This window comes from Abyssibacter sp. (genome assembly GCF_964229365.1).
In the GTDB taxonomy this organism is placed as follows: Bacteria; Pseudomonadota; Gammaproteobacteria; order Nevskiales; family OUC007; genus Abyssibacter.
In genome coordinates, this window is the sequence record NZ_CAXRDQ010000082.1 from 1 (window position 1) to 16,141 (window position 16,141).

The window sequence follows — 16,141 nt, forward strand, 5'->3', positions numbered from 1 at the left end:
AGTCCGGCGGCCCGCTGTCGCACACCGCCATTCTTGCCCGCAGCCTGGGCATTCCGGCGATTGTCGGACTGCATGGGGCAAGGCGGCTGCTGGAAGATGGTGAGGCGCTGATCGTTGACGGTCATGCCGGTCATGTCGTCGCCGCGCCTGCCCGGATCACGCTGGACTTTTACGCCCGCCGCCGGCAACGCGATGCCCGCTACCGGCGCATGCTGCTGCGCCTCAAGGACGAGCCCGCCACCTCCAAGGACGGTCAGAGGCTGCGCCTGCTGGCCAATATCGAACTGCCCAGCGACGTGAGCCAGGCACAGGAGGTCGGCGCCGAGGGCATCGGGCTGTACCGCACCGAATTCCTGTTCATGAACCGGGACGAGCCACCGGGCGAGGAAGAGCAATACCTTGCCTATCGCGAAGTGATCGCCGCCGTCGATGGTCCGGTGACGATTCGCACGCTGGATCTGGGCGCGGACAAGCAGTCCGACGCGGTCCGGGTGTCGCAGGCAACCAATCCGGCGCTGGGGCTGCGCGCCGTGCGCCTGTGCCTGCGGGACCGCAACCTGTTCCGTACCCAGCTGCGCGCGCTGCTGCGGGCGGCGACCGCTGGTCAGGCACGGATCATGATCCCCATGATCTCCAACATCTTCGAACTCCGGCAATGCCTGCAGCTGATCAACGATATCAAGCGCGAACTGGCTGCCGAGCAGCGAGAATTCAACGAGCATGCCCAGGTGGGCGCAATGATCGAGGTGCCCGGCGCCGCGCTGGCCGCGCCCTGGCTGGCGCGCGAGTGCGAGTTCTTCTCCATCGGCACCAACGATCTGATCCAGTACACGCTGGCCATCGACCGCGTGGATGATGAGGTCAACTATCTCTACGACCCATTGCATCCGGGCGTGCTGCAACTCATCCGGCGCACCATCGAAGCGGGTCGAGACGCCGGCATTCCGGTGTCCATGTGCGGCGAAATGGCGGGCGACACCCTGCACACCCGGCTGCTGCTGGGCTTGGGTTTGAGCGAATTCTCCATGCACCCGGCCAGTGTGTTGGAAGTCAAACGAATCATCCGCGATTCACATCTGGGCGAGCTGCGCAGCCGCACCGATGCGCTGCTGGCCAGCACCGATCCCGATGCCGCACGCCAGATCATCGATCAGATTGCCGCGATGTAACCCCGGTTTGCCGTAAAGACCGATCGCCACCCGGCTTGACGCCACATTGGCCGCTGCTCCGGCGCCACAAGCTGCGTAAAATGCCGCTCAGTCTCCGGGAGCACCTTCATGGCCGAAGCGGCTGAGCAACAAACCGCAGAACATCGGCTGGAGCGTCTCCGGGACGCGCTGGACAGTGGTCGGCTGGTGCCGGTCCGGCGCATTCTCAAATCCCTGCATCCTGCCGAAATCGCTCGCCTGCTGGAGTCGCTGCCGCATGCCGAGCGCAAGGTTGTCTGGGGCGTCGTCGATGTTGATGACCAGGGTGAGGTGCTGCTGCATGTCAATGACGAGGTGCGCGCCGCCCTGATCCAGGGCATGGACCCGGAAGACATCATCGCCGCGGCCCGCGATCTGGATATCGACGATCTCGCGGACTTTGTTGATGACCTCCCCGAGACGCTCACCGAGCAGGTGCTGCGCTCCATGGACCTGGCCAATCGCCAGGCCCTGGAGAAGGTCATGTCCTATGCGCCGGACACGGCGGGCGGCCTGACCAACACGGATACCGTCACCATCCGGCCAGATGTAACCCTGGACGTCGTGCTGCGCTACCTGCGGCTACGCGGCTCGTTGCCCGAGCACACCGACGTTATCTACGTGGTAGATCGCTACGGCCGCTTCATCGGCGGGCTAAACCTGGAGCGGTTGCTGACGCACGACCCCAGCGTGCGCGTGGCCGAAGCCATGGATACGGAACTCGAACCGCTCGCGGACGATTTGCCAGCACGGGAAGTGGCCCAGCAGTTTGAAAACCGCGACCTGATCTCCGCGCCCGTGGTGGATGCGCATCGCCTGCTCATCGGCCGGATCACCATCGATGACGTGGTCGATGTCATCCGGGACGAGGCCGAACACAACCTGATGAGCATGGCTGGACTGGACGAGGAAGAGGATATCTTCGCGCCCGTCGCCGCCAGCGCGAAACGGCGCGCCGTCTGGTTGGGCATCAATTTGCTCACCGCGCTGCTGGCGGCTCAGGTCGTTGGATTGTTTGAGCATGTCATCGACCAGGTAGTGGCGCTGGCCGTGCTGATGCCCGTCGTCGCCAGCATGGGCGGCATTAGCGGCAGCCAAACGCTGACACTGATGATTCGGGGCTTGGCGCTGGGTCAGATCGGCGGCGGCAACACGCGGTCGCTGCTACGCAAAGAACTCGCAGTCGCCGCGATCAACGGCGTGCTCTGGGCCCTGGTTGTCGCCGCGATCGTGCTGGTGTGGTTCAGAAACCCGACATTGGGCGCGGTCATTGCGCTGGCAATGATCATCAACCAGCTTTTCGCCGCATTCTCGGGGTTTGGCATCCCGTTGATCCTGCGAAAACTGAACATCGACCCCGCACTCGCGGGCAGCGTGGTGCTGACCACCATTACCGACGTGGTGGGTTTTTTCGCTTTTCTCGGGCTAGGTGCGCTGCTGTTGCTCTAACCCGGCGTCCACCGGAATCACCGAGTTCAGCCCCCGACCTGCCGCAGACCGATTGCGGACCAACGCTCTACCGTGCGGACGGTCGCTCCACGCTGCACTTTCTTGAGCGCCGGAGCATATGCTTCGTTTCTGGTCGCCCCCAGTGCCTTACAGAGCCACGCGACGGCGTCTGCGTGATCTCGACTCGCCTCTGCCTCAACGTGCAGTTCCAAGAGCCTGTCCCGCGCGAGGTCCGTGACCTCGCGATCACGCAGGAAATCATGAATCATCAAGTTGGCGCCGACACGCACGAGCACCGGTTCTTCGGCAGACAACATGTTCTTGACACGCAGACGCCGCAGCTCATCAACCGATGAAGCCTGTTCTGTACCCCGCCCTATAACGAGATTCCACTTTTGATGGTTCTCCAGCGACGTCAGTGCGGTGCTCACGTTGCGGTGGAGCTTCTTATCCTTGTGCTCCATTTTCTTTCGGTAAGCGTTTTCGATTCGCTCGAGCAAAGGCCGGTACCGCTCTTGCCCTGAGTAGGCCAGCGCATGGACCAGCCACGCACCCTGCTCGACCTCTGCCGCATCCAGGTCGCCCTTTTCAACCAGTTGCTGCAAATCCGATGCAATCGGATCAAACAACCGCGGATCACCGATACCACTCCACTTCAATTGCTCAACCAATTGCTTGATGTGATCTGGTACGGCCCGGTATTGCGTCAGATAGCGATCAACCTCTTGATCCGTCACGTCCGAACTTGCAAATACCACGCTGCCGGCAAGCACCATGCAGGTCGCTAGCAACAACTTGTACCGTCGTGCCATGGACTCGGCTTTCATCACTCCCCCCAAGCTCTAAAAATGAAACGCCAGCACCAAGGACTGCGTGCTCGGCTTATAACCAATGTGCAAACGCCGCTGCTGCCGCCGCAACTCACGGAGTTCGCGGTTGGCAGAGACGAGCGTTGAAACACTGCCTCCCACCACCAGACCGCCCACGACCGCACCGATCGCAGCGCCGGCCCATTCAAGTTCGGTTTCGTTTTGCTGAGTGTCTTCGTTGTATACCGTCTCCGCGGACGATGCGGTCGCCAGTACGCCACCGGCAATGATCACTCCACCAATGACGAGGCCCGTGATCGCCGCAGTACGGCGTTCTGCAGCCCGTTCTAAGCGGTTCGCGAGTTCGGCTCGCGCACTTGTTTGCAAGGCGCTTTCAACGTCGTCCGACACGCTTTGGGCTAGTGCGGCCGGCGACCATGTGGCAGCAATGCATACCAGCGCCAGCGCAGGAAAAATCTCTCGGAAATTCAAGCCACCCCCCTATCAGTGGTAATTACTGTTATTTGCGAAATCCGACCTGCGTTGGTCACACGGCGTCGGCTCGCGCGAAAACGGCGCGGCACAAGAACCTGACATGAGAAATGCGCTTAGCACTGAACCCGCCCGGGTGGATCCAGCGGATCATTCCTAAGACTCTGCGAGCACCTGCGGACAACCCGCACAGAGTGTCGCGATTAATCCAGGAAACCCCAGACAGCCTTGAACCTTGCCCCAGCGATTACTTTAGCAGCCGGTGGCCTTGGAGATCGAGCCCCTGGAAACTGAAAAATTCCGGCTACTCCTGATGGCCGGGCCGGCCCCGCAGGAGATTCAGGCATCAAGCACCAGGGCTAGGAAGCCATCGCCCTCAGCTCTGGGAGCTCGTCGCCCTGCGCGACGAAGGTCAGTGCCACACCGTTATTGCAGTAGCGCTTTCCCGTCGGCTGCGGACCATCGTCGAACACGTGGCCCTGATGTCCACCGCAGCGAGTGCAGTGATATTCGGTGCGCGGCAGGATGAGCTTGAAGTCCCGCTTTAAGCCCACCGCGCCTTCGAGTGTGTCGAAGAAACTTGGCCAACCGGTGCCGCTTTCGAACTTCATGCTCGCATCGAACAACGGCTGGAAGCAGGCCTTGCAGATGTAGGTCCCGGCCCGCTTCTCCTGGTTCAGGTCGCTGCTCCAGGGACGTTCGGTCCCGTCCTTGAACAGCACGCGAAATGCGGCGTCATCATCGAGAATCTTGCGCCATTCACGTTTTGAAAGATCTAGTTCAACGTCCATATCGTCCTCGCTGTTGGCGTGAACCGCAGGCGCTGTCACGCCTAGTGCAAGTACGGCCTTGAGAATATCGCGTCGTTTCATCATGAAGCCAATGCTGTTCGGTCAAACCGGTGGGGATTGCTTTATGAGACCGGGCGTTACGGTCACAATTCTCAGACTGTTCACTTCGGACCACAAACCCAGATGGATGTTGCCCTGCTCGAATCGATTAACAACGCTCCGGATGAAATCTGGTTGCTCGCACGCATAGTGCTCATCGCCACGCTGACCTGGATCACGCTGCGGCTGACGCGGCGTGTCATGCACCAGCTCATCGACCGCAAGCTGCTGACCGGCCGTGGCGAAATTGCCTTTCGGGGCATTAGCCGTGTCATCGTGCTGCTCATCGCCGGCCTGTTCATGCTCGAGCAACTGGGCGTGTCCACGGGCACCGTCTGGGCGGCAGTCTCCGCCGTGCTGGTGATGATCGCGGTGGGCTTTGTCGCCGTCTGGAGCGTGCTCTCCAATGCGCTGTGCTCGATGCTGCTGCTGATCTACGCGCCGTTTCGCGTTGGCGACGAAGTGGAATTGGTGGACCCGGCGAATGGCTTCAAGCTGGCCGGCCGGGTGATCGACCTGAACATGCTGTTCGTCACCTTGCGTGAAACCATCACCAGCGCCGACGGCGAACGCGAAGATGTGACCCTGCGTCTGCCCAACAACCTGTTCTTCCAGCGGGGGATTCGCAGCCGTCCCGGACGCGCAACCGTGCCGCTCAGTGATGCCCACGGACTCACCACCGTAGCCGCCAAGAAATCGGTCTGAGCCGGCCGCCCGAGTCGTCGGCCAGTCGCGTTACTGACCGGCGACCGTCATGCCATCGATAAGGACGGAACCGGTACGGCAATTGCCGCGAACATCGACATCCCGCCCAACCGCGCGGATGTTCTTGAGCATGTCGGCTAGATTGCCGGCCACCGTGATCTCATCCACCGGCTCGCAAATGGCGCCGTTGCGCACGACAAAGCCGCTGGCACCGCGCGAGTAATCACCGTTCACCAGGTTCAAGCCCTGGCCCATCAATTCAGTCACGAGCAGGCCATCGCCCATCTCAGCCAGCAGGCCGTCTAAATCCAACTTGCCGGGCTCGATGACGACATTGGCGGGGCCACCCGCGTTGCCCGTGGTCTCCAAACCCAGGCGCCGCGCCGAGTAACTCCCGAGCAGATAGCCCTGCAATACGCCCTGCTCATCGACTAAGGTGCGATCACTCATTGCCACGCCTTCGCTGTCGAAGCTGCGGCTGCCCGCAGCCCGTGAGAGAAACGGACGCTGGGTGATCCGGATACCAGGCGCCAGTACCTGCGTGTCAACCGCATCCAGCAGAAACGAGGCGCGCCGGTAGAGGTTGCCGCCGGAGATGGCGGCAAGAAGATGCCCGAATAGGCCGCGCGCCAGCTCAGGCACGTAAATCACCGGCATGGACGCAGTGGCGATCGAGCGCGCGCCCAGCCGTGATGCCGCCCGCTCGCCGGCCAGTTGACCGATGTCGGCGGCCGCCTGCAGATCTTCGTGCCGCCGGGCCGAGCTGTACCAGTAGTCACGCTGCATCTCGTCGCCAGACTTCGCCAGCACGGAACAGGAGAGGCTGTGTGAAGTCCCGAGGCGATGGCCGACGAAACCCTGCGTGTTCGCCAGCAAGGTCAGACCTGCGTGGGTGCTCACGGTAGCGCCTTCGGATTGATGCACGCGCGGATCGGCGGCCAGCGCAGCCGCCTCGCAGGCCAGCGCGATATCGATCGCATCGGCCACTGACAGCGACCACGGGTGGTGCAGGTCCAGGTCCGGAAAATCGCTCGCCTGCCGCGCTGCATCGGGCAGGCCGGCGTAACGGTCCTCTCCGGTGTGGCTGGAAATCGCCAGCGCCCGCTCCACCACCTCGTTCAGCGAGGCTTCCGACCAGTCGGCCGAGCTGGCCGATCCCGACCGCTGCCCGCGGTAAGCCGTGAGGCTCAGGTCGCGGTCACGCTGGAACTCCACCGATTCCACATCACCGGCGCGGACGGTCACGCTCAGCCCGACGCTAATCGACATGGTGGCGCCGGCCGACGTGGCACCCGCAGCAGTGGCCTGTTCCAGCACCCGCTGCAGGCTCGCGGCCAGTGCGTCGGGGTCGGGCAGTCGTTGATCAATGGTTTGGGTCGGCAAGCTGGTCATGCATCCTCCAGACGCTGCAGCAGGCGGGCGTGAATGCCCTCGAAGCCGCCATTGGACATCACAAGCAGGTGACGCCGCATCGGCGAAACACTGTCGTGGCCGACGGCTTGCACAATCGATTCGACCGTTTGGTGAACCTGGGCACGCGCACCCAATGGTTGCAAGGTTTCGCTCAGACTCCACCCCAGTTGGGCGGGTTCCAGCACATGAACCGCGTCGGCCCCGGCCAGACTGGCCGTGAGCGCATCGCGGTGGTGCCCCTGCTTCATGGTGTTGGACCGCGGCTCGAGTATCGCGATGATCGGCTCGTCGCCCACGCGCGCGCGCAGCGCGCGAATCGTCTCGGAAATGGCGGTCGGATGATGGGCGAAGTCATCGTAAACCACCGTGCCACCAACCTTGCCACGCGTCTCCAGCCGCCGCCGCACCCCTTCGAAGCGACGCAGCGAACCGGCCGACTGCGTGACCGTGATACCGACATGGCGGGCAGCCGCAGCGGCCGCCATGGCGTTGCGCGCATTGTGCGCGCCCAGCATGGTCCAGCTAACCTGCGCCGTAGCCCCTGCCGGATCGGTCAGTTCAAACTGCGACCAGTCCTCGCTAAGCGACCTCATCTGCCAGCCACCGGGGGCGGATAGCGGAATCTGCTCGCTCCAGCAGCCCTGGGCCAGCACGCGCGTTAACGCTTCATCGTCGGCCGGCGCCACCACCGCCCCGTGGCCCGGCACGGTGCGAATTAAATGATGAAACTGTCGTTCGATCGCAGCGAGATCATCGAAAATGTCGGCGTGATCAAACTCCAGGTTGTTGAGCACAGCGGTGCGCGGCCGGTAGTGCACGAACTTGGAGCGCTTGTCGAAGAACGCGGTGTCGTATTCATCGGCTTCAATCACGAAGAAGTCGCTACCGCCCAATCGGGCCGACACCGGAAAATTGCCCGGCACCCCACCGATCAGAAACCCCGGCTGAAATCCCGCGGATTCCAACATCCAGGCCAGAATGGAGCTGGTCGTCGTCTTGCCATGCGTGCCCGCCACGGCGAGCACCCAGCGCGATTGCAGTATGGCCTCGGACAGCCACTGCGGGCCCGAGGTGTACCGCAGGCCGCGCTCGAGCACGGCCTCGACAACCGGGTGACCACGGGACAAGGCGTTGCCGATCACGACCACATCCGGTGCGGGGTCTAGCTGCGCCAGATCCTCCCCGGGCGACACGGCGATGCCCTGCTCGGCCAGCAGCGTGCTCATCGGTGGGTACACGTTGGCATCCGAGCCGGTGACGCGATGGCCGGCCTCCCGCGCAATCAGCGCGATGCCGGCCATGAACGTACCGCAGATACCGAGGATGTGGACGTGGGCCAATACGAAGCCTCAGGCGAACGGGATCAGCACGATCCAGATCAGCAAGCCCTGCAGAATCGCCAGGCCAACGCCGGCCAGCAGATGCACGTCCAGCGCGTTCCTGAAGATATGCCCGGTGACCATCACGCTCCAAAGACCCAAGGCCAGCCATGCGGCCACTGCCGAGGACGGCGCCTGGATCGTCGAAGCGGCGTCCGGATTCTCCGCAATCTGCTGAAAGATCGGCGCAAGGGCCTGCAGGGGGAACAACGCCAGTAGCCCGAGGACGGCCTGCGTCGCGAATAGGGCGGTCAGGGTCTGGACCGTCCGCGGCGTACGCTCGCGAATCTGCAACAGGCCGATGACGAAACCGATGGAGACCAAGGTTGCGAGCAAGGTCTGCGGAATCGCCGTGAACGCCGTGGTTCCGATACCCAGCGAGAGAATATTCGCCACCAGACTGGCAGCGATACTGCCGCCAAGCAGGGTCGTCGAGTAAGGCAGGTCTTGCGGACCGCAGCGCAAAAGCAGCAAGCGGCCCAGCAATGGAAGAAATTGAGACATCGTGCGAGGAGCGCACCCGTTCGGGCGAGAACCTATAGTCTATCTGTTCACCGCAGACACAGCACTTACATGGACTTTCTTTTGATCACCGACAGCGATGCGCTGGCCGCCTACACCGGCCGCGCCCGCACCGCCACATCACTTTGTGTGGACACCGAGTTCATGCGCGAACGCACCTACTGGCCACAGCTTGCGCTGGTCCAGGTCTGCGCCGAAGGCGAGTGCGCGGTGATCGACCCGCTGGCCTTTGATGCCCGCGAAGGCCTGCGCGCGCTGTTGGGTGCGCCGGAGCAAATCAAGGTGTTCCATGCTGCGGGGCAGGATATGGAGGTGCTGCACCACACCCTGGGCATGGCGCCCGCCCCGGTTTTCGACACGCAGCTCGCGGCCAGTCTGCTCGGATACGGCGACCAGATCGGCTACGGCGCCCTGGTCGAGAAGACGCTAGGCGAGGTTTTGCCGAAGGCGTTCTCACGCATGGACTGGATGGCCCGCCCCATCGACCCGGATGCACTGGATTACGCGGCGGCGGACGTGATCTGGCTGGAGGGGGCCTACGCCAAGCTCTGCGAAGAGCTGGAACGACTCGGTCGCAGCGGCTGGCTGGACGAAGACCTCGCCGCCATCAGCCGCCCTGAACGCTGGGTGGTCAAACCGGACAACGCCTGGCGCAAGCTCAAGGGCATCCGCAAGCTCCGCCCCAATCAGCGGCATGTCGCAGCACGGGTATGCGCCTGGCGCGAAACCACCGCATTGGCGCGCAATCTGCCGCGCCGCTGGGTTCTCAAGGACGATGTCGTACTGGATATTGCCCGCCGCAAACCCCGACAGACCAGCGAACTGCAACGCATTCGAGGCCTGGAGGACAAGGCGATCGCCCGCGATGGCGAAGCCATCCTCGCGGCCGTGGCCGGCGACCAAAGCTGGCCCGACCTCGACACCAAGGATGAACGGCCGCTACCGGCAGAAGCCGAACCCGTGGTCGATGCCCTGATGGCGCTGCTGCGCCAGCAGGCACTCAGCCACCAGATGACGGCCAGTGCCATCGCGGGACGCGCGGAACTGACCCGCTTGGCCGCGGGTGATCGCGATCTCGACCTGCTGGAAGGCTGGCGCGCCCGCGTGGCCGGCGACGCGCTGGTCGCCTTCCTGACCGGCGGCCAGAGTCTGCGGATCGCGCCGGGGACGCCACCCACGCTGACGACGGTCTAGGCACGCACAAAAAAGCCCGCAGATTTGCGGGCTTCTGGTTGCCGAACGCCATTGGGCGGCCGGCCGGCCAAGAGAGACGCGGCTAACTAAACGCCCACCGCCTGCTCGATTCGGCCAAAAATTTCGTCGATCTCGCCGACACCGGTGACGGTCGAGAGCTTGCCCTGGGCAGCGTAGTAATTCACGACCGGCCTAGTCTGGCTTTCGAATACTTCCAGGCGATGGCGGATCGTGTCTTCGGTGTCATCCGCACGCTTGCGTTCCAGCAAGCGGCTCATGATCTCGTCATTGTCGACGACCAGATGAACAGCCTTTTCCAGCGGGCGCCCCAGCTTGGTGAGCATTTCATCCAAAGCCGCAGCCTGGGTATGACTGCGCGGAAAGCCGTCCAGAATGAAGCCACTGTCGGCACCGGGCGCTTCCAGCCGCTCCCGGATCATACCGACGACGATCTCGTCTGCGACCAGTTCGCCCGCTTCCATGGCGGCCTTGGCCTTCAGGCCCAGCTCGGTGCCTTCTGCCACTGCGGCCCGCAACAGATCTCCGGTCGAGATTTGCGGTGCACCATGTTTTTCCTGCAACTTCGCGGCCTGCGTGCCCTTTCCGGAACCGGGCGCGCCCAGCAATACGATTCGCATGTAGTTAGTCCGAATGTCGAATGAGACGATTGGGCGCGATTCTGCTGCCGCACACCATCAAGCCGCGCGGTGGCGGCGAACGGCAACGGTACTCTGAGCCTTTGAGAGGCGTCAATCGATCTTGCGGACTTGCGACGCCAAGCCCGCAGCGGCGACCAAAGCGCCACGCAAGTGAAATACCTTACCCGACAAGGGCTTGCGGAGCACCTCGAGAAGCCGGGATATTTCAGCACTCTCGACTAAAGTCTGCGATTTCCTACACGGCACCCGCCGGGAGGCCGCTGCATCCCACGAATGGGGACGCCCCGGCCGGTCGAATCCCAGCCGGCATTTCGATTATTCTCTTGCGCCACCCGATGCCGAGGAAACGCCCGTGCCAGGGGTGACGAACGCCTTCTACGCACAATCCGGCGGCGTAACCGCTGTCATCAACGCCTCGGCCGCCGGTGTCATCGAAACCGCGCGCCAGCATCCGGAACGCATTGGCACAGTGTTCGCCGGGCACCGCGGCATTCTGGGCGCTCTCACCGAAGATCTGATTGACACCGGGCAGGAGTCCGCCGCCGATATTGCCGCGTTGAAGGACACCCCCGGCGGAGCCTTCGGCTCCTGTCGGTACAAACTCCAGGAGATAGCGACAGATCCATCTCAATATGAACGCCTGATCGAAGTCTTCCGCGCGCACAACATCGGGTATTTCTTCTACAACGGCGGGGGCGACTCGGCGGACACCTGTCTCAAGGTGTCGCAGCTGGGTGAATCGATGGGCTACCCGGTTCAAGCGATCCACATCCCCAAGACCATTGACAACGATCTGCCCAACACCGATTGCAGCCCCGGTTTCGGCTCGGCAGCCAAATATGTCGCGACATCGGTTCGCGAGGTGGGGCTGGATGTCGAATCCATGTGCAGCACCTCCACCAAGGTCTTCATTCTGGAAGTGCTGGGCCGCCATGCGGGCTGGACCGTCGCAGCCGGCGGACTGGCGGGATCGTCGGAGGCGCAACCGCCACATCTATTGCTGTTTCCGGAAATCCGCTTCGAGGCCGAACCATTTCTCGTCCGCGTCCGCGACTGTGTGGCCACCTACGGATACTGCGTGATCGTGGCCTCCGAAGGCCTGCGCCGCAGCAACGGCGATTACGTGGCTGACGCCGATTCGCATGATGCCTTCGGCCACCAGCAACTCGGCGGTGTTGCCGCAACGCTGGCTACGCTGATCAGAACCCAACTGGGCTTCAAGGTGCATCACGCCCTCGCTGATTACATGATGCGTGCTGCACGCCACCTCGCCTCGGCCATCGACCTGGATCAGGCCTACGCCGTGGGCAAGGCCGCCGTAGACTATGCCTTGGCCGGGCGCTCCGGGATCATGGTCAGCATTCAGCGTATGGCCGATGATCCGTACGAGTGGACGCTGGGCGAAGCCGAATTAACCGGCGTCGCCAATATCGAGAAAACCATGCCGGCATCCTATATTTCAGACGACGGCTACCACATCACCGATGCCTGCCGTCGTTACCTGCAGCCATTGATACAGGGCGAACGAACGCCACCCTTTGTCAATGGCCTTCCCCGCCCTGTGCGGCTCAAGAAGATTCGTGTCGACAAGAAAACCGGACGCGATTTTCCCGTTTAACCCTCCAATCCACTCAATCAGGACACAGAAACTATGTCGTTTGACAGCTTGGGACCCGGCGACAAAGCGCCGGACGAAATCTACGTCGTCATTGAAATCGCCGCCAACGCCGGCCCGGTCAAATACGAAGTGGACAAGGACAGCGGTCTGCTGATGGTCGATCGCTTCATGAATGTGGCGATGCATTACCCGGCCAACTACGGCTATGTGCCCGGCACGCTCTACGACGACGGCGATCCGGTCGACGTACTCGTGCTGACCCCGCATCCGATCGTGCCGGGCTGCGCGATCAAGTGTCGCCCGGTCGCGGTGCTGGGCACCGAGGACGAGTCCGGCCTGGACGCCAAGATCCTCGCCGTGCCGACCGATAAGGTCTCCACCAAGTACTACGCCGACATCAAAGACCTGGCCGATGTGCCGGTGCGCCTGCAAAACGAAATCCAGCACTTCTTCGAACGCTACAAGGATCTTGAAGAAGGCAAGTGGGTCAAGGTGACCGGCTGGGAAGGCGCCGACAAGGCCAAGGCCGAAATCAACAAGTCCATCGAGGCGTACAAGAACGCCTGATCGGCCGCTCGCGACATCCCGCCGGGCTCACTGCCACAGTGGGTCCGGCTTTTTTATGCGTTCGATTTTCTCTTGAATCACCCCGAATAACAGCGTTTCCAGCCCAGGGCGACGGGTGAAGATCCGGGCATTTACGCCACCCCAGGATAGCTGTATAAATATACAGCCATTCGGTGTAACGCCCGTGACCCGCACCACTCCACAAACGATTGACTCCCTACTTCAGAGCTGCCCGAAGCTGTGGCGGGGAGGGCGCATGCCCAAGCCCTCCAAGGCCTATCTCTCGACAGGGTTTGATGCACTTGATGCCGCATTACCGGGCGGCGGCTGGCCTCACTCCGGCCTGGTGGAAATCCTGTACCCGGAAATTGGCCTGGGGGAATTGTCACTGTTAGCGCCTAGTCTGGCTGCATTGAGTCAGCAACAAATGGTGGTGCTAGTTCGCCCTCCTCTGTCGCCGTACGCACCCGCATTGGCGCAAGCCGATGTCACCCTCTCCAGGCTGATCTGGGTATCGCCAAAATCCAATCAGGACTGCTGGTGGGTCATGGAGACAGCACTGCGCAGCACGGCATGTGGGATGGTCATCGCCTGGCCAGGACGCATTCCGGTCGATCAGGTTCGCCGTTTGCAGGTCTCCGCGTCCGAAGGTCAAACGCTTGGGGTTCTGATGCGCCCGGACGGCGGCACAGCACCGAATGTGCATCTGCGCTTGCGTATTCGCCGCAACAACGTGCAAACCTGCCAGGTTGATATTGAAAAGGCGCGCGGCACACACCGCCGATCCAGCGTGGTACTGCCATGCTGAATACGCAAACCGACCTGTTCGAACAGCCCGTCAGCCGTCAGAAGAACACGGCCAACAGCTTGCGCCTGGCTCCCCCACCCCGGCCACAACCAGCACAGACCGCTCCCACCTTGTGGCTATGTCTGTATTTGGAGCAACTTCCACTGGAGGTTTTCCCGCACTTTGAGCCGGAAGACCTCGTCGCCGTCACCGACTCGATCAAAGCCCGCACGCTTGTCATCAGCGCCTCTCAGGCCGCCATGCAACAAGGTGTGACCGCAGACATGAGTGTTACAGCAGCGCATGCCATCTGCCCCAGCCTCCATGTTCTGCCACGCGATTCTCGCGCTGAAGGCCACAGGCTGCAGTGGCTGGCACGCTGGGCCAGCCGGTTTTCTTCTTGGGTCAGCGTCGAGCCACCTCATACCATCTATCTGGAGATAGCTGGCAGCCGCTGCCTATTCGGTTCCCCGCGAGAACTACAGCGCAGCTTACGTGGAGGGTTGGGGGCTCATGGCCACCAAGCGCGCACAGCCGTCGCACCGACAGCACGAGCCGCTGGTTTTCTGGCCCGATGGGCGACACACGATGCCAGCCTAATCGAACAGGCTGAGAGCCTACACGCTGCAATCGGTCAACTACCCATCACAGCGCTGGAATTGCCGCCAAAATCAGCCAGGCGGATGACACGGAGCGGTTTGCACACATTACAGGACCTACTTCGTCTGCCTCGCGATGGTCTAGCTCGTCGCTTTGGCCAATCAGTGCTGGAGCAATTGGATCAGGCATTGGGCAAAGCGCCGCAAGCGCTGCCCATGTTTTCCACGCCACAGCGGTTCTCAGCAGACGTCGATCTCCCACAGCCCAGTGCTGCTTCACCCCACATCCTGGCTGCGGCCGAACATGTTCTCGATCAGTTATGTGATTACCTGAGAGCACACGACCGTGCGGTGGAGCGTTTCATTTGCCGGCTGTTTCATCACCGTAGAGAGGCAACCCTCTGCCAGGTTGGCCTGCGCAGCCCTGATAGAAATCCACGGCGCTTCTCCCATCTGCTGGCCGAACACCTGAACCGCATGGCGTTACCTGCCGAGGTCATTGCCTTGCGTATTGAGGTCTCTCGCCTATTGCCATTCGATGTCGGCACGACCGATTGGCTGGACAACCGTGGAACCGACGACTGGCTGGCGACCGTGGAGCTGTGGCAAGCACGGCTGGGCATGGATGCAATCCGTCGTTTGGGGACTCATGCGGACCATCGCCCCGAATACGCCTTTACCGTCAATGCTCACGATTCTGGATGCTGGCCAAGCGCATCACGACCCTTGTACTTGCTGGATTCGCCATCCGCCCTGCAGGTGAAGGACAGGACACCGATCTGCGGCAGCGCCCTGACACGCATTCAAGGACCCGAGCGCATTGAACAAGGCTGGTGGGATGGCGTCGACATATCGCGCGACTACTACGTCATGTCGAATTCACGCGGCGCACGTCTATGGGTCTATCAGGACCGTCGGGAATTAGGCTGGTGGCTACACGGTGTCTTCGCATAGCTTCTCAGTGATCTGCCTCCCATGAGCAACTCTCACGGGCCTGGGTATGCCGAACTTCATTGCATCAGCAGCTTCAGTTTTCTGCGAGGAGCTTCGCAGCCAGCCGAACTGGTCCACCAAGCGACCAATCTCGGTTATACGGCGCTGGCGATCACCGATGAGTGCTCGCTGGCTGGTGTGGTCCGCGCTCACGAAGCCGCGCGCGATCTTGGCATCGCACTGATCATCGGCGCGGAATTCCGTCTCGCAGATGGTCCCAAGTGCGTATTGCTGGCAACCAGCCGGACCGGTTATGCCCAGCTCGCCCGGTTCATCACCCTGGGCCGACGACGCAGCTCCAAAAGCACCTATGTGCTGGACAGCACCGACCTTCGCACCCAGAACCTGCAGGAGTGCCTGCTGCTCTGGTTGCCGGACGACTCCGGATATCTGCACACACATCAGCTGACTGATATCGCAACCCAGTTTTGCCAACGCATCTGGCTGGGTTTCACGGGATTTTCGTTGCAAGACCAAACGCAGCAACTGCGCAATCTCAAGGACATCAGCCAACAACATGCCGTGCCGCTGGTCGCCTGCGGCGATGTGCACATGCATGTGCGCAGCCGTCGTGCCTTGCAGGACACACTCACTGCTATCCGCCTGAACAAGCCATTGCAAGAACTGGGGTATGACCTCTTTCCCAATGGAGATCGGCACCTGCGCCCGCGTCGGCATCTCATGCAGCTCTATCCGCCAGAACTCCTGGAACAAACCCTGCTGATCGCCCAGCGATGCACATTTTCACTGGATGAACTGCGTTACGAATATCCGCATGAACTGGTCCCTCCCGACCACACGCCCAGCAGCTGGCTGCGTCAGTTAACCGAACAAAGTGCTCGAACGAGGTACCCATCAGGCATCCCGGCCAAAGTGCG

Annotated in this window: 16 protein-coding genes; 9 read left to right on the plus strand and 7 right to left on the minus strand. The window is 62.1% G+C overall.

Features of this window, described 5'->3' with window-relative positions:
* Positions 1 to 1,169: phosphoenolpyruvate--protein phosphotransferase (gene ptsP, locus ACE1EY_RS13955; protein WP_370300452.1), on the plus strand; the 1,169-nt coding region annotated here is incomplete at its 5' end.
* 108 nt (positions 1,170 to 1,277) lie between these two features.
* Positions 1,278 to 2,636 carry a magnesium transporter gene (gene mgtE, locus ACE1EY_RS13960; RefSeq protein WP_370300453.1) on the plus strand — a complete coding sequence of 453 codons (1,359 nt, stop codon included), beginning with the start codon at positions 1,278 to 1,280 and terminating at the stop codon, positions 2,634 to 2,636.
* Between the two features lie 26 nt (positions 2,637 to 2,662).
* Here mgtE and ACE1EY_RS13965 read toward each other — a convergent pair whose 3' ends face one another.
* From ACE1EY_RS13965 to msrB, 3 genes are all read right to left on the minus strand, one after another.
* On the minus strand, positions 2,663 to 3,463 hold the full coding sequence (locus ACE1EY_RS13965; protein ID WP_291514464.1) for a hypothetical protein: 801 nt from the start codon (positions 3,461 to 3,463) through the stop codon (positions 2,663 to 2,665).
* A gap of 15 nt (positions 3,464 to 3,478) precedes the next feature.
* Positions 3,479 to 3,937 carry a sodium/glutamate symporter gene (locus ACE1EY_RS13970; RefSeq protein ID WP_291514465.1) on the minus strand — a complete coding sequence of 153 codons (459 nt, stop codon included), beginning with the start codon at positions 3,935 to 3,937 and terminating at the stop codon, positions 3,479 to 3,481.
* 359 nt (positions 3,938 to 4,296) lie between these two features.
* Positions 4,297 to 4,812: a peptide-methionine (R)-S-oxide reductase MsrB gene (msrB, locus tag ACE1EY_RS13975; protein WP_291514466.1), complete on the minus strand. Its 516-nt coding sequence runs from the start codon at positions 4,810 to 4,812 to the stop codon at positions 4,297 to 4,299.
* A gap of 99 nt (positions 4,813 to 4,911) precedes the next feature.
* Here msrB and ACE1EY_RS13980 point away from each other — a divergent pair, with 99 nt between their 5' ends.
* A complete protein-coding gene (locus ACE1EY_RS13980) occupies positions 4,912 to 5,532 on the plus strand; it encodes a mechanosensitive ion channel domain-containing protein (RefSeq protein WP_291514467.1) in 621 nt (206 codons plus the stop codon).
* A gap of 30 nt (positions 5,533 to 5,562) precedes the next feature.
* On the opposite strand, the gene pmbA is transcribed toward ACE1EY_RS13980, so the two are convergent.
* From pmbA to ACE1EY_RS13995, 3 genes are read right to left on the minus strand one after another with little or no spacing between them, the layout of a single operon-like run.
* Positions 5,563 to 6,924 (minus strand): metalloprotease PmbA, encoded by a 1,362-nt coding sequence (gene pmbA, locus ACE1EY_RS13985; protein WP_291514468.1) that lies wholly within the window; start codon positions 6,922 to 6,924, stop codon positions 5,563 to 5,565.
* On the minus strand, positions 6,921 to 8,285 hold the full coding sequence (mpl, locus tag ACE1EY_RS13990; protein ID WP_291514469.1) for a UDP-N-acetylmuramate:L-alanyl-gamma-D-glutamyl-meso-diaminopimelate ligase: 1,365 nt from the start codon (positions 8,283 to 8,285) through the stop codon (positions 6,921 to 6,923). The genes pmbA and mpl overlap by 4 nt, the downstream gene beginning before the upstream one ends.
* A 9-nt stretch (positions 8,286 to 8,294) precedes the next feature.
* Positions 8,295 to 8,828: a hypothetical protein gene (locus ACE1EY_RS13995; protein ID WP_291514470.1), complete on the minus strand. Its 534-nt coding sequence runs from the start codon at positions 8,826 to 8,828 to the stop codon at positions 8,295 to 8,297.
* Positions 8,829 to 8,897: 69 nt separating this feature from the next.
* On the opposite strand from ACE1EY_RS13995, the gene rnd reads away from it, so the two are divergent.
* Positions 8,898 to 10,040, plus strand: coding sequence for a ribonuclease D (rnd, locus tag ACE1EY_RS14000; RefSeq protein WP_370300454.1), 1,143 nt, complete (start codon positions 8,898 to 8,900; stop codon positions 10,038 to 10,040).
* Positions 10,041 to 10,126: 86 nt separating this feature from the next.
* Here the strand turns inward: rnd and ACE1EY_RS14005 are convergent, their stop codons facing one another.
* On the minus strand, positions 10,127 to 10,678 hold the full coding sequence (locus ACE1EY_RS14005) for an adenylate kinase (protein ID WP_291514472.1): 552 nt from the start codon (positions 10,676 to 10,678) through the stop codon (positions 10,127 to 10,129).
* Positions 10,679 to 11,051: 373 nt separating this feature from the next.
* On the opposite strand from ACE1EY_RS14005, the gene ACE1EY_RS14010 reads away from it, so the two are divergent.
* The 5 genes from ACE1EY_RS14010 to ACE1EY_RS14030 form a co-directional block, all read left to right on the plus strand.
* Positions 11,052 to 12,317 (plus strand): 6-phosphofructokinase, encoded by a 1,266-nt coding sequence (locus ACE1EY_RS14010; RefSeq protein ID WP_291514473.1) that lies wholly within the window; start codon positions 11,052 to 11,054, stop codon positions 12,315 to 12,317.
* Positions 12,318 to 12,350: 33 nt separating this feature from the next.
* Complete coding sequence (gene ppa, locus ACE1EY_RS14015; RefSeq protein WP_370300455.1) at positions 12,351 to 12,884, plus strand: inorganic diphosphatase; 534 nt, start codon at positions 12,351 to 12,353, stop codon at positions 12,882 to 12,884.
* 184 nt (positions 12,885 to 13,068) lie between these two features.
* On the plus strand, positions 13,069 to 13,692 hold the full coding sequence (gene imuA, locus ACE1EY_RS14020) for a translesion DNA synthesis-associated protein ImuA (RefSeq protein ID WP_291512912.1): 624 nt from the start codon (positions 13,069 to 13,071) through the stop codon (positions 13,690 to 13,692).
* 128 nt (positions 13,693 to 13,820) lie between these two features.
* Entirely contained in the window at positions 13,821 to 15,224 is a 1,404-nt protein-coding gene (locus ACE1EY_RS14025; protein WP_373928097.1) for a DNA polymerase Y family protein, read from the plus strand.
* 21 nt (positions 15,225 to 15,245) lie between these two features.
* Positions 15,246 to 16,141, plus strand: an 896-nt coding sequence (locus ACE1EY_RS14030; RefSeq protein WP_370300457.1) for a PHP domain-containing protein, incomplete at its 3' end; no start/stop codon positions are given.